This window comes from Paenibacillus sp. Root444D2 (assembly GCF_001426375.1).
In the GTDB taxonomy this organism is placed as follows: Bacteria; Bacillota; Bacilli; order Paenibacillales; family NBRC-103111; genus Paenibacillus_E.
The window spans coordinates 229,337-243,700 of the sequence record NZ_LMEO01000051.1 but is presented as its reverse complement, the minus strand read 5'-3'; the positions used below and the strand labels follow the sequence as shown (position 1 = coordinate 243,700).

Annotated in this window: 12 protein-coding genes; 3 read left to right on the top strand and 9 right to left on the bottom strand. The window is 44.8% G+C overall.

What is annotated here, in order from left to right:
- Nucleotides 1-54 precede the first annotated feature (54 nt).
- The 3 genes from mdh to citZ all read right to left on the bottom strand — a co-directional run bounded on the left by mdh (nucleotide 55) and on the right by citZ (nucleotide 3,841).
- Nucleotides 55-996, bottom strand: a complete 942-nt coding sequence (gene mdh, locus ASD40_RS32595) for a malate dehydrogenase (RefSeq protein WP_057307291.1) — start codon at nucleotides 994-996, stop codon at nucleotides 55-57.
- Between the two features lie 51 nt (nucleotides 997-1,047).
- The gene (gene icd / locus ASD40_RS32590) at nucleotides 1,048-2,346 is read right to left on the bottom strand and encodes an NADP-dependent isocitrate dehydrogenase (RefSeq protein WP_057307290.1); all 1,299 of its coding nucleotides are present in this window, start codon (nucleotides 2,344-2,346) and stop codon (nucleotides 1,048-1,050) included.
- Between the two features lie 382 nt (nucleotides 2,347-2,728).
- Entirely contained in the window at nucleotides 2,729-3,841 is a 1,113-nt protein-coding gene (citZ, locus tag ASD40_RS32585; RefSeq protein ID WP_057307289.1) for a citrate synthase, read from the bottom strand.
- A gap of 302 nt (nucleotides 3,842-4,143) precedes the next feature.
- On the opposite strand from citZ, the gene ASD40_RS32580 reads away from it, so the two are divergent.
- Nucleotides 4,144-5,679 carry a Ppx/GppA phosphatase family protein gene (locus tag ASD40_RS32580; protein WP_057307288.1) on the top strand — a complete coding sequence of 512 codons (1,536 nt, stop codon included), beginning with the start codon at nucleotides 4,144-4,146 and terminating at the stop codon, nucleotides 5,677-5,679.
- Here ASD40_RS32580 and ASD40_RS32575 read toward each other — a convergent pair.
- Nucleotides 5,645-7,777 (bottom strand): RNA degradosome polyphosphate kinase, encoded by a 2,133-nt coding sequence (locus tag ASD40_RS32575; protein ID WP_082562601.1) that lies wholly within the window; start codon nucleotides 7,775-7,777, stop codon nucleotides 5,645-5,647. The genes ASD40_RS32580 and ASD40_RS32575 overlap by 35 nt on opposite strands.
- 200 nt (nucleotides 7,778-7,977) lie before the next feature.
- Between ASD40_RS32575 and ytvI the strand changes: the two genes are divergently transcribed.
- Entirely contained in the window at nucleotides 7,978-9,114 is a 1,137-nt protein-coding gene (gene ytvI / locus ASD40_RS32570) for a sporulation integral membrane protein YtvI (RefSeq protein ID WP_057307287.1), read from the top strand.
- Between the two features lie 24 nt (nucleotides 9,115-9,138).
- Here the strand turns inward: ytvI and ASD40_RS32565 are convergent, their stop codons facing one another.
- Together ASD40_RS32565 and ASD40_RS32560 are read right to left on the bottom strand one after the other, a co-directional pair.
- The gene (locus ASD40_RS32565) at nucleotides 9,139-9,534 is read right to left on the bottom strand and encodes an FxsA family protein (RefSeq protein WP_057307286.1); all 396 of its coding nucleotides are present in this window, start codon (nucleotides 9,532-9,534) and stop codon (nucleotides 9,139-9,141) included.
- A 13-nt stretch (nucleotides 9,535-9,547) separates the two neighbouring features.
- A complete protein-coding gene (locus ASD40_RS32560; RefSeq protein ID WP_057307285.1) occupies nucleotides 9,548-10,012 on the bottom strand; it encodes an acyl-CoA thioesterase in 465 nt (154 codons plus the stop codon).
- Between the two features lie 113 nt (nucleotides 10,013-10,125).
- On the opposite strand from ASD40_RS32560, the gene ASD40_RS32555 reads away from it, so the two are divergent.
- A complete protein-coding gene (locus ASD40_RS32555; RefSeq protein ID WP_057307284.1) occupies nucleotides 10,126-10,335 on the top strand; it encodes a hypothetical protein in 210 nt (69 codons plus the stop codon).
- 446 nt (nucleotides 10,336-10,781) lie between these two features.
- On the opposite strand, the gene pyk is transcribed toward ASD40_RS32555, so the two are convergent.
- From pyk to accD, 3 genes are read right to left on the bottom strand one after another with little or no spacing between them, the layout of a single operon-like run.
- Complete coding sequence (pyk, locus tag ASD40_RS32550) at nucleotides 10,782-12,536, bottom strand: pyruvate kinase (RefSeq protein WP_057307283.1); 1,755 nt, start codon at nucleotides 12,534-12,536, stop codon at nucleotides 10,782-10,784.
- The gene (locus ASD40_RS32545) at nucleotides 12,529-13,503 is read right to left on the bottom strand and encodes an acetyl-CoA carboxylase carboxyltransferase subunit alpha (RefSeq protein WP_057307282.1); all 975 of its coding nucleotides are present in this window, start codon (nucleotides 13,501-13,503) and stop codon (nucleotides 12,529-12,531) included. Before ASD40_RS32545 ends, pyk begins: the two co-directional genes overlap by 8 nt.
- Entirely contained in the window at nucleotides 13,493-14,359 is an 867-nt protein-coding gene (gene accD, locus ASD40_RS32540) for an acetyl-CoA carboxylase, carboxyltransferase subunit beta (RefSeq protein WP_057307281.1), read from the bottom strand. Before accD ends, ASD40_RS32545 begins: the two co-directional genes overlap by 11 nt.
- Between the last annotated feature and the right edge of the window lie 5 nt (nucleotides 14,360-14,364).

Below are 14,364 nucleotides of genomic sequence, written 5' to 3'. Positions count from 1 at the left end.
AAAAAGAACCAACCACCTATTCGCACAGGTAGTTGATTCTTCTGCCAAAGCTTATTAACCTGTTACAACTTTGATTACGTTGCGAACAGAGCTTGCTGTTTTGTCCAAAGCTGTTTTCTCTTCCTCAGTCAGCTCGATGTCAAGAATTTTCTCGATACCGTTAGCACCAAGTACAGTTAAAACGCCCATGAACAAGTTGTCATAACCATATTCGCCTTCAAGAAGAGCGATGGTTGGGATGATACGTTTTTTATCTTTAAGGATTGCTTCAGTCATTTGCACAAGGGAAGCCGCTGGTGCGTAATATGCACTACCGTTACCAAGTAGGTTAACGATTTCACCGCCGCCAGTACGTGTACGTTGAACGATCGCTTCAATACGGTCAGCTGGGATCAGCTTCTCGATTGGCACGCCGCCAGCGTATGTGTAACGAACGAGTGGAACCATGTCATCGCCGTGTCCACCGATAACAACACCTTTAACATCCTCAACGGATACATTCAACTCTTGGGAGATGAACGTCAGGTAACGAGCTGTATCGAGTACGCCGGATTGACCGATTACGCGGTTTTTCGGGAAACCAAGTGCTTGGAATGCTACGTAAGTCATCGCGTCAACAGGATTACTCAAGATGATAACGATGGAATTAGGAGCTACTTCTCTCACGTTCTCACAAACGGATTTGACGATACCTGCATTCGTGTTTACCAAATCGTCGCGGCTCATACCCGGTTTACGAGCGATACCTGCTGTAATGATGACGATATCGGAATCAGCAGCATCCGCATAGTTGGAAGTACCTGTAATTTGGCTATCGTATCCTTGAACCGGACCTGCTTCAAGCATGTCGAGCGCTTTCCCTTTTGTAGGGTTTTCCAGTTGCGGGATGTCGAGAAGAACAACGTCACCAAGTTCTTTTTGAGCTAACATAAGAGCAGTTGTTGCTCCCGTGAAACCTGCGCCGACAACGGTAATTTTATTACGACGAATTGCCATTTGAGATGTACCTCCTAATAGTTTTTAGTAGATCAACTTTTCTCAAAAGAATTAAGCCATGTTTTTGATGATTTCGTTAGCGAACTCGGAACATTTGATTTCTTTCGCGCCTTCCATCAAACGAGCAAAGTCATATGTTACAGTTTTGTTATTGATGGATGTTTCCAAACCTTTGTAGATCAATTCAGCCGCTTCCAACCAGCCAAGGTGCTCAAGAAGCATTACGCCAGATAGGATTACGGAACCTGGGTTAACTACGTCAAGACCTGCGTATTTAGGAGCTGTACCATGCGTAGCTTCGAAGATCGCGTGACCAGTCAAGTAGTTGATGTTTGCTCCTGGAGCGATACCGATACCGCCAACTTGTGCAGCAAGTGCATCAGACAGGTAGTCACCGTTCAAGTTCAATGTTGCGATTACGTCGAAGTCAGTTGGGCGAGTCAATACTTGTTGCAACGCGATGTCAGCAATTGCATCTTTTACGATGATTTTGCCAGCTGCTTCAGCGTCTTTTTGAGCTTTGTTAGCCGCTTCAGCGCCTTCTGCTTCTTTAATACGATCGTATTGTGCCCATGTAAATGTTTTGTCAGCATATTCACGCTCTGCAAGCTCATAACCCCAGTTTTTGAACGCGCCTTCTGTGAACTTCATGATGTTACCTTTGTGTACCAAAGTTAATGTTTTACGGCCATGTTTGATCGCGTACTCGATTGCAGCACGTACCAAACGCTCAGTACCTTCGGAGGATACTGGTTTAACACCGATACCTGAAGTTTCTGGGAAACGAATTTTGTTAACGCCCATTTCGTCTTGAAGGAATTTAATAACTTTCTTAACTGCGTCGGAACCAGCTTCCCACTCAATACCAGCATAGATATCTTCTGTATTTTCACGGAAAATAACCATGTCAACCAGCTCAGGACGTTTAACTGGGGATGGAACACCATTGAAGTAACGAACTGGACGGGAACATACGTAAAGATCTAATTCTTGACGAAGTGCAACGTTCAGGGAACGAATACCGCCGCCGATTGGTGTAGTCAAAGGTCCTTTGATGGACACGATGTATTCGCGCATAGCTGTTAATGTATCGTTAGGCAGCCAGTTGTTGTATTTGTTAAAAGCTTTCTCTCCGGCAAAAACTTCGTACCAAGCGATTTTTTTCTCGCCTTTGTATGCTTTCTCAACTGCAGCATCCAGAACGCGTACGGAAGCAGCCCAGATATCAGGACCTGTACCGTCACCTTCAATGTAAGGGATGATTGGGTTGTTAGGTACTTGCAGAACACCATTCTCGATGGTGATTTTTTGACCTTCTTTTGGTAGTTCGTAAGATTCGAATTGTGGCATGATAGTTCCTCCTAAAATTTATGTAGATTAGTTTATCGAAAAAGTTACTGTTGCGCGTTACGTTGCATGCTTTTGGCAATGCCTTCCGACCGCTGTTATCATCCTGTCCAATTGAATTGATTTTAAGGAGAGACTTTGATCTCGATCAAAGATCCCTATATTAGGTATGGGTAGGATTCTAAAGGCGGACACTTACGTTTCTCCAGGCACTGCCAAGCACTCCACTTTGTTATATAACTGCTGCGAGAAATTTCCTAAGAAATTTAACTCGTCACCGTAGTAGTGAAGGTAAACACACAAAAAGTGACGGGAGTTGCGGTACTCCCCCGGGGTGAGCCGAGGACGGGTACCGAACTGCCCGCACAAAGAGTTAAAGTGACAATTAGCGAGCGCTAATTGGAATGTATTTTTGGTTAACCGGACCCGTGTACTCAGCACGAGGACGAATCAAACGGTTGTTTTCGTACTGCTCCAAGATGTGGGCAGCCCAACCGGATGTACGGCTGATCGCGAAGATCGGCGTGAACAGGTCGCGTGGGATTTCCAACGTTGTGTAAACGGAAGCAGAGTAGAAATCAACGTTTGGTTTCAAGCCTTTGAGGCTGGTGACCAATTCGTCTGCTTTAATGGACATTTCGTACCATTTCAGGTTGCCAGTTAGTTTACCAAGCTCATAGGACATTTTTTGCAAGTGCTTCGCACGCGGATCTCCGTTTTTGTAAACACGGTGTCCAAAGCCCATGATTTTATCTTTCCGATCTAATTTATCGTTGATGTAAGGAACTACGTTCTCTACAGTACCGATTTCTTCCAGCATCGCCATAACAGCTTCGTTCGCACCGCCGTGAAGAGGTCCTTTGAGCGTGCCGATCGCTGAAGTAATACCTGAGTAGATGTCTGTTAGTGTTGCAACAGTAACGCGTGCAGCGAATGTGGAAGCATTCAGCTCATGGTCAGCGTGTAAAACCAATGCTTTGTCCAAAGCTTCGATCGCGATTTTATCCGGTTCGTTACCTGTTAGCTGGAACAAGAAGTTAGCAGCAACGGAAGCATATCCTGGGGAAGCTAATGGTTCTTTACCTTCACGGATACGAGCGAAAGCAGCGATAATGCCAGGAATTTGTGCTTGCAGCTTGATCGCTTTACGCACATTGGATTCAGGGCTCAAATCGTTCGCTTCTTCATCATAAAGTGCAAGAGCCGATACTGCTGTACGAAGAGCAGCCATGGAATTAACATCTTTCGGGAATGCTTTAATCTGATTGATAACCGCATCAGGCACCTTGCTGTAAGCGTTCAGGTCGCTTTGCAGTTTCTCAAGCTCAGCTTGGTTAGGCAATTTACCGAACCAAAGCAAATAAATAACTTCTTCAAATGTCGCATTTTCTGCGAGGTCATCAATATCAATCCCGCGATACGTTAGCACTCCATCTACAATGGAGCTGATCGACGAGGTCGTGGCTACAATTCCTTCTAAACCTTTGGTTGCAGACATGGGAATCTCTCCTTAGCTACTCTATTAGCAAAAAATTGCTTTTTTCCTAACTTAATAATAAAGTATTTTGTTTAATAAGTGAACAAAAGCAGACATAAAACTTCATTATCACTATCATAAAGAATCTTTTTGGCGGAAATCGGCACTGTTTTTTTGAACCATCTCTTCAAAACACACGATACAAGTTTTTGTTAATTTCCCCGAATTATACAACCCTGTAGGAAAAGTTTGTCGAGTCGTGCCCAGATTGATACAATGTAGGCAAAGTAAAAGTGATTTTTCTCTGAAAAAGGAGCAAATACATGAGCAGCAGCACAAGTATCGGCATCATTGATATCGGATCCAACTCGATTCGACTTGTTATCTACGAAATTAATGCCCAAGGGGCATACCGTGTTGTCAGTGAGCATAAGGATTCCGCTAGACTCAGCGAACGCATCGGTTCCGATGGCATCTTACATAGCAAAGACATTATCTCTATCGTACCAATTCTATCCCACTATGCTCAGTTATGCAAAGTTCATGAGATTCCGACAATAAGAGCCGTAGCAACGGCAGCCATACGTAACGCGGCCAATTCAGCTGAAATTGTGCGGATTCTCCAGGAACAGACCGGACTTCATATTGAAGTTCTGAGTGGGGCAGAAGAAGCGCGATATGGCTATTTAGGCGTAATCAATACCATCGATATCCGGGACGCCTTGATTATTGATATTGGCGGAGGGAGTACAGAAGTCACCTTGCTTCGTAACCGGAAATTGCTTCACAGCGTTTCCTTTCCATTCGGTGCGGTGAACACCACACGCCAATTTATGAAAAATGGCAATCTAACCGAGCAGGAAATGGGCGATATTCGCCGGATGGTTGAAGATGCGATTTTGGCTTATCCTTGGATTGCCGGTTCTCCCAATCTGCCTATGATTGGTCTAGGCGGAACGATTCGAACCCTTGGGAAAATCAGCCAAAAACGAAGCAAATACTCGCTTCAGCTTGCCCACAATTACACGCTGAAACCTGGGGAGCTTCGTGATTTCCTCTTTTTGTTATCCTCCATGCCCTTGGAAAAACGAAAAAAAATAGATGGTCTCTCCAAAGATCGCGCAGATATTATGGTTCCTGGACTGATCATTATGGACACCATATTCGAAGCAGCGGGTTCATCAGCGTGCATTATCAGCGGATCAGGACTTCGTGATGGACTCTTCTACGAAACATTCAATCCTAAGCACCCAATCAAGGCGGATGTACTTGAAGCAAGTATCCATAATTTGCTTATGCTCCATCCGAACGCCGCTGTGAAGCATGTCTCTCATGTAGATAAATTCGCTATGCAGCTTTATCACACACTCACTGCTCCGCCCGAATCGGAAGATCGAAGCCAAAGATACTTGCATACCGCTGCTCTCTTGCATCGAATCGGAGCAAGCGTCCATTATTACCATTACCTCAAACATACACAATATATGATGACAGGGGCGCATATCGACGGTCTCAGTCATCGAGAAATTGTTATTTGCTCTTTGATTGCTACTTACAAAACAAAAAGCCGGACCCACCAACAAGTCCTAGCTTACAAGGACCTTTTGATGGAATCCGACGCGGCATTAATAGTAAAGTTAGGTACGCTGCTTAAATTAGCTATCGCTTTGGATCATAGTGAGACGCAGCCTGTTCAAGAGCTGCAAACAACGCAAACCGAATCAGCCCTAACTCTCAAGCTGTTATGTATCCACAACCCCATTATGGAGCTTAAGGAACTCGCGGCTATCAGTAAAGATTTTGAAAAAATCTGGGGGCTTAAGCTTAAGACCCAAGCCGGAGTTTTTTCCAAGAAGTAATTTTCATCGCCTCGAACTGGCTCCGATAAGGGGTCAGTTCATTTTTTATGCGACTGTACATTCCGTTGGGCATCAGTTCTCTTGCTTTGACGTTATCATGCAGGGTAACATTCAGAATTTGTATCATCACTTTTTTCATTTCCCGATCAAGTACCGGACACATCAGCTCAATACGACGTGTCAAATTACGTGTCATCCAGTCAGCCGAAGATAAATATACATCAACTAGTCCGCCATTTTCGAAATAATAAATGCGAGAATGCTCCAAGAAACGATCTACAATACTCCGAACTGTAATATTCTCGCTAATCCCAGGAACCCCTGGACGCAAGCAGCAGACGCCGCGAATAATTAATTCAATCTTTACACCTGCTTGCGACGCCGCATATAAGGCATCTACCATCTCTTGATTGGATAATGAGTTCATTTTTGCAATAATTCGGGCTGGTCTGCCCGCTCTAGCGTGCTCAGCTTCACGTTCGATAAGCTCGAATAGCTTATCCTTCAAATCCGTAGGAGCCACAGCGAAAGACTGCCAGTCATGAGGCGCGGAGTAGCCAGTAATTTCATTGAAAAGCGCGGAGGCATCCTCTCCAATCACACTATTTGCAGTGAATAGCCCTACATCTGTGTAAAGACGGGCTGTGCTGTCGTTATAATTACCTGTTCCCACATGAACATATCTGCGGAGCGTCTGTTCTTCTTGTCTCACGACGAGTGTAATCTTGGCATGCGTTTTGAGCCCAACAAGTCCATAAACCACATGACAGCCTGACTTTTCAAGCATTCTAGCCCATGCAATATTACGCTCTTCGTCAAACCTGGCTTTCAGCTCAACAACTACTGTGACCTGCTTCCCGGACTCCGCGGCTCTGGCTAACGCTTGAATAATCGGCGAGTTTCCGCTCGCTCTATACAGTGTCATTTTGATCGCGAGCACTTTCGGATCATAGGCAGCATGGATGATGAAGTCTGTTACGGCGTCGAACGTTTCATAGGGATGATGCACCAATACATCCTTTTGCTTAAGAACTTCGAAGAAGTCAGTCGTATCCTCAAATTCTATGGGGTATTTGGCAGCAATACGCGGATAGCGAAGATTTTCATAGCCATTCAACGTACCGGCCAGCTTCATGAAATAGGTGATGTCCAGCGGCCCGTCAATTTCAAAAATTTGTTCTTCAATCTCGAACTCATCCTGAAGCTGTGCAAGCGCATATGGATGAATGCCTTCTTGTACTTCAAGTCGAACAGGAGAGCCCCAGCGTCTGCGTCTAAGCTCCTTCTCGATCTCCTCAAGCAGATCTTCAGCCCCTTCTTCATTGAGCGTTAAATCGGCGTTTCGAGTTACCCTGAACCCGTGAACGGAAATCGGAATGTATCCACTGAAAAGCGATTCAATATGGTGCTCGATCAATTCTTCAATAAGAATAAATTCTGTTTTTTTACTATTTGGCCGTGTTGGCACGGGAATATAACGGGATAAATTGCTCGGTACTTGAACGATGGCAAAATAAGGCTCATCATCCGGATCATCCCCTTCCCGCACAAGCAAGACAGCTAAATAGACGGATTGATTATGTACAAGTGGAAATGGACGACTTTGATCCACCGCCATCGGTGTTAATACAGGAAAAATAATATCATGATAATAAGCATCCATAGCTTTTTTCTGTGTCGTATTCAAATCTTCAAATTCCGTAAACACAATGCCTTCTTTGGTTAGCAGTCTCGTTACTTCACGGTACGTTTTGTACTGTTCTGTTACCATTTTGGCAGTGCGCTTCATAATTCGTTTAATAAGTCCGGCGGGGGTATAACCTGTGAAGTCTTTTTTGGTATACCCAGCCTTGATTTGATCCTTCAGTCCTGCGACACGAACACTCATGAACTCATCGAGATTACTGGATACGATTGACAGAAATTTCACACGCTCAAGCAGTGGAGTGCTCGCATCTTGAGCCTCCTCCAGAACACGCCAATTGAACTCGATCCAACTTAAATCCCGGTTTAAGTACTTGGTCGAAATCTCTTTGACTTCCTTAACTTCTTTGAGCTCTTTAACTTCTTTCAAATCTGGTTCACGCGCAATACTCATAAAGCCTCCACTTATATTTTCTTATGTTTTCTATCTGTTATCTGTGCCATTTATATCTTCATTGTACTATGCGTGCTCTGCACCGACAATGCAGAATCCCCTGTTTCAATATATGAAGATTTTGTAAAGGTGATGTTATTTCCGTATTTATCCAAGATCATGTTACAATGAAAAGACTTGAAACTAGGAGAGAAAAAACCATGGGTATCCTGAATCCACGTTTAGTTCACCAGATTTTCAGGGGCATTTGGGTGGCACTAATTATTGTTCTAATCGGACTCGCTTTCTACTATGTTATCCCTTTGATTTACCCATTTATTTTCGGGTGGATTCTAGCTCTTATGCTTAATCCCCTTGTGAACTTCTTCCAATTCAAAGTGAAATTCCCGCGCTGGCTTGCCGTTACCTTATCTATGTTGTTATTTATAGGTGCCATGGTTACGGCCATAACCTTACTAGTTGCGAATATAGTCGTAGAATTAGGTTCACTTGCGGATACCTTGCAGATTCAAATTAACCTATGGGTGGAGCAATTCAATGTTTTCATTAATTCTACAGCTTTCCAGGATTTGATTGAACGTATTAATCAGTTTTTTGAAAATAACCCGAAATATCAAGAAACCGTCAACAATAACTTATCCTCGACAGCAGGCTCTATTGCAGACGTAAGTAAGTTCATTATTGGCTATGTTTTTGATACTTTGAAAAGATTTCTAACTTCTTTACCGAATATCGCGACCATCACCATTATTGTTATGCTGGCCACCTTTTTCATTAGTAAAGATTGGTATCAGCTTATCAAACGGTATAAAGGGATCTTCTCCGACATGATTGTGAAGACCACCCAATTGATACGGACGGATTTGCAAAAAGCATTGTTCGGCTACATGCGTGCCCAACTCATTCTTGTTTCACTAACCGCTCTTGTGGTCATCATTGGCTTGTTGGTCTTGCGCGTTGATTATGCTATAACCATCGGTTTATTAACAGGCTTAGCAGACCTGATGCCTTATTTGGGAACAGGTGCGGTCATGGTGCCTTGGATTTTGTACGTTTTCTTTGCGCAGGGAGACTTTTTTCTCGGAATCGGTCTCAGTGTGCTGTATGGCGTCATCGTGATTGCCAGACAGATTATGGAACCAAAGGTGCTCGCTTCCTCAGTCGGATTAGACCCTCTGGCTACGTTAATCGCTATGTTCGTTGGATTGAAACTATTCGGACTCCTCGGACTTATTGTGGGTCCTGTGACTCTCATTCTGATTGCAGCGTTCTATCGCGCAAGAATCTTTCATGATATTGCGACTTACATACAAAAAGGCTCGGTTCCTCCCAAATAGGCGGGGTGACCGAGCCTTTATTCTTTATCTACGCTTTATGATATTGATTCGGCCTCTGCCGATTTGTTTTTTAATCAGTGCAAGCAGCATCACTTTGAAGATCGGTCTCGTGTAAGGAAAAACAAGTAGAAATCCGAAAATATCCGTGATGAATCCCGGCGTAATTAATAAAATGCCGCCAATGAAAATACAGATTCCATCTAACAAGTGCTGTGCCGGCAGTTGGCCCTGCGACCATTCAAACTTGGCATACTCCAGTACTTTGCGTCCTTCCCGCTTGGCGAAATAAGCACCTAGGAAGCCGCTAATAATTATAAGCGCGAATGTTGTCCAGCCGCCTATAAAATGCCCCAATGTGATGAGAAGCGTAATTTCTATGGCAGGTACTAGAATAAAAATGGCAAGAATGATTCGAAACATAAGCTCAGCCCCTTTAAGAATACTTAGCTAACAGCTGCCATAATTCTGGCGCTTCCTTCTCTATACGTATTGGCTTCCAAGAAGGATTCACCCAAACGTGATGAGTTGCTCCAGTAACAAGTAAGTCCCCGGTAGGTTGTGCAGCAGAATCTGCGGTTAGAGCCATCATTTCTTCTGAAACTCTACGGATTTCATAGGCAAAATGGAGCCGAACACTGCTCATGTCAATCACTCGCGTGTTCACACATACCAAGTCATCATAACGAGCAGGCTTCTTAAACTTAATCTCCGCTTCGACAAGCGGCAGCAACAGCCCCTTCTCCTCGATCCGCCTGTATGGGTATCCAAGCTCCCTGATAAGTTCGGTCCGCCCAATCTCGAACCACGTCAAATAGTTGGCATGGTACACAACCCCCATTTGATCCGTTTCTTCATATCTCACACGAAACTGATGCTGATGCCAGCGCTCCTGAGTCATGATGATGTACGCCTCCAAATACAAGTCTTAGAACAATTATAGCACAGCTAGGGTTAGGGATGGGTAGTGCTGGGAGTGAGGTAGAGTGAGGCTGAGGATACGGAGAGCTGGGAGTGGCGCGTAATGATGCAAGTGATGCGGAGTGCTGGGGAGTGAGTCGGAGTCAGACGAATGATACGGAGCTGGGAGTGGCGCGTAGTGATGCAAGTGAGGCGGAGTGCTGGGAGTGGCGCATAGTGATGCAAGTGATGCGGAGTCAGACGAATGATACGGAGCTGGGAGTGGCGCGTAATGATGCAAGTGATGCGGAGTGCTGGGAGTAATTTATGTACTCAAATTGGAAGTATTACCCAAGTCCTACTAGACGGGGTCTAGGCACTTGGTTAGTGTGTATGCTAAGTCCCGTATTCTCTCTATATGATCTCTTTGGGATGATTTGTTCGGTACGTTAGCAACATTCTGACGCTTAGGGGAACCCAGAAGCCTTATTTCGCTGAATTCAGCCTTTTAGAAGGATGAAGCGGAACTACGTGACGCTATTTCGGCAAAATTGAGCCTTTTAACCCTTCATTTCGAAAAAATAACGTTTGTACGTTCCGTTAATCATCTGAAATCGAGATTTAACAGTAAATAGCGTTCTCTCGTTCCGTTTGGCGTCGGTTTGAGTTCGACTGTCACCTTCGAGACGGGTATGAATGCTTAAGTTTCCATAGTTAGCAAAATAAAAAGAGTGAAGCCGAGACTAATCTCGCTTCACTCTTTGCTTTACTTACAGAACGCTCGCTTGACCAGAGTAGATAACGCCAACTTCTGGATAGATCGAAACTTCTGTGCCGTCTTTGATTATTTCGACTGCGTTCTCGACGCCTACAATGACCGGAATACCAAGGCTTAAAGCGACTACTGCCGCATGGGAAGTGATCCCGCCAACTTCGGTAATCAACGCTGAAGCTCTTTGTACAGCTGGCATATATTCTTTGTCCGTCGATACCGTTACAAGTACAGCACCGTCTACCATTTTCGCATTCGCTTCTTCTGGTGTACGAGCTGTTACAACGATACCACTTGCCGTCTGCATGCCGATACCTGTTCCTTTGGCGATCATCTCGCCTACTTGATGAACCTTGATCAAGTTCGTAGTTCCGGAGCGTCCAACAGGAACGCCTGCTGTAATAACAACGATATCCCCAAGAGACACGATACCCGTTTTAATACTGCTATCCACAGCAAGGTTAAACAGCTCGTCCGTCGTTTTCGCTTGCACACCCATCACTGGAATAACACCCCATACGAGGGACAAGCGGCGAATGACTTGCTCGCTAGGCGTAACTGCGATGATTGGTGATTTTGGACGGTATTTGGACACCATTCTAGCCGTATATCCACTTTCTGTGGCTGTTAAAATCGCTTTCGCACCCAACTCCAAAGCTGAGTTAGCTACCGCTTGCGAAATCGCTTCAGTTACTGTAACTTGCTGAGCTTGAGCCTGACGAAGGAAAATTTCTTTATATTCTAATGCTTCTTCTGCACGCTCAGCGATACGAGCCATCGTTTGCACGGACTCAACTGGATATTTACCAGCAGCTGTTTCACCGGACAACATCACAGCATCCGTTCCGTCGAACACCGCATTGGCTACGTCACTTGCTTCTGCACGCGTTGGACGCGGGTTACGCTGCATGGAGTCGAGCATCATCGTTGCCGTAATAACCGGCTTACCTACGATGTTACATTTTTTGATCATCTGTTTTTGGACAACAGGAACATCTTCTGCTGGAATTTCAACGCCAAGATCCCCACGAGCAACCATCAGACCATCGGATACTTCGAGGATCTCGTCTAAGTTGTCAACGCCCTCTTGGTTCTCGATTTTACTAATGATCTGAATGTGTGAAGCATTGTGTCTTTCCAACAATTCACGAATTTCCATAACGTCACTTGCTTTACGTACGAAAGAAGCGGCGATGAAATCTACGCCCTGCTCAATACCGAAAACGATATCGTTGGCATCCTTCTCCGTGATCCCTGGAAGACTGATTTTTACACCTGGCACATTTACGCCTTTTTTGCTTTTAATCGTTCCACCATTGACAATGCGGCACTCGATTTCGGTTCCACGAATACCAACAACCGAAAGACCAATTAAACCATCATCGATTAGAATGGTAGATCCAACAGCAACGTCACGCGGCAGATTCGAATAGGTAACTGAGATACGATCTGCATCGCCTAAGATTTCTTCTGTTGTCAAAATGATGTGCTTGTCCTGAACAAGCTCAATCGGCTCTTCTTTCAATTTTCCCGTACGAATTTCCGGTCCTTTGGTATCAAGCAAAATAGCTGCTACTTTGCCTGTCTCAGCGGATGCAGCGCGAAGGTTGCGGATACGTGCGCCGTGCTCCTCAAAATCTCCGTGGGAGAAGTTAAGACGGGCAACATTCATTCCCGCTTCTAGAAGCTTTTTCAAATTCTCTTGTGATTCGCTTGCAGGTCCAATGGTACAGACAATTTTCGTTTTACGCATGGTTTCCCTCCTGAGTGAATGTGAACCGGCCGATCTCTCTAAATTTACGGTAACGGTCCTCGAGCAGCTCCTGTTCGTTCATACTTAGCAAATGCTGAAGCTGTTCCCAGATAGCTGTTTTGATCAATTCTGCTTGTGCTGCTAAATCCCGGTGTGCGCCACCTTTAGGCTCCGGGATAATACCGTCGATCACCTTTTGCTCCAAGATATGATCTGCAGTAATTTTCATTGCTTCTGCCGCGTGTAAAGCTTTGGAAGCATCTTTATATAAGATGGAAGCCGCGCCTTCGGGACTAATAACCGAATAAATAGCATTCTCCAACATCAATACCTTGTTACCTACACCTAATCCAAGTGCGCCGCCACTGCCGCCTTCCCCAATAACAATACAGATAATCGGCACACGAAAAGAGGCCATTTCCAGTAAATTTCTGGCAATCGCTTCTCCTTGGCCGCGCTCTTCTGCAGCATTCCCAGGGAATGCACCTTTGGTATCAATAAACGTCACAATAGGACGCTTAAATTTGTTCGCTTGACGCATCAACCTCAGCGCTTTACGGAAACCTTCTGGATGCGGACAGCCGAAGTTACGAGCGATATTATCCTTCGTATCTTTCCCTTTTTGGTGACCGACAACCGTAACTGGAATGCCGTTCAATTTGGCTAGTCCACCTACAATCGCGAGGTCATCCCCATAAAGGCGATCGCCATGAAACTCTATGAAATCCGTGAAAATGGTTCCAATATAATCAATCGTTGTCGGCCTTTGCGGATGGCGAGCCAACTGCATTTTCTCAGCAGAAGACATATTCGCATAAAGATCATCTTCGAGTTCAGCATATCTTTCTTCCAAACGGCGGATTTCTTCTGAAAAGTCAATTTGCTTCTCAGCGCCAAAAGTACGCAGTTCCGCAATCTTCTTCTTTAGTTCCGCCAGCGGCTGTTCAAACGGCATTTCACCCGCCATAAGTCGCCTCCCCCTTCACTCCGTGCATGTCTAACAGCTTGATTAACGTAGGACGCATATCCTTACGGCTCACGACCTTGTCGAGCTGACCATGCTCGAGATTGAATTCAGATGTCTGGAAATTGTCCGGCAGCTTTTGTTTAATCGTTTGTTCAATAACACGACGGCCTGTAAATCCAAATGGTGCAGCTGGTTCAGCAATAATAATATCGCCTAGCATAGCAAAACTCGCAGATACACCGCCGAAAGTCGGATCTGTAATAATAGAAATAAACAATCCGCCTTCCGCGCCGAGCTTGGACAAAGCAGCGCTTGTCTTCGCCATTTGCATCAAGCTTAAAATGCTTTCTTGCATACGAGCTCCACCTGATGTGGAGTAAATGATAATTGGAACTTTCTTTTGAATGGCAGCTTCGATTGCTCTGGTTATTTTCTCCCCAACAACGGAGCCTAGTGATCCACCCATGAAGTCAAAACTCATAGCCGCAACAATAACCGGATAGCCACCAATCGTACCTTCCCCGGTCATAATTGCATCTTGTAATTTCGTTGTGCTCTTCGCTTTATCCAATTTCTCAACGTAGTCAGGGAACTCCAACGGATCCTCGGAGATCATGTCTGCGTCGTATTCCAAAAACTGACCTTCATCGAGCGTTAATTGGATTCGTTCCAAGGCACTTAAACGATAATGATAGCCACAAGCTGTACAGACTTTTAGATTTTTCTCAAGCTCTTTACTCGTTTGGATCGTACCGCATTTCGGGCATTTATTCATTAAACCTTCGGGAATATCCCTTTTTGTTTTCTCGGAAGGAATCGTTGCATATTTACGCTTTTGAAATAAATCCTTTAGCACATTTC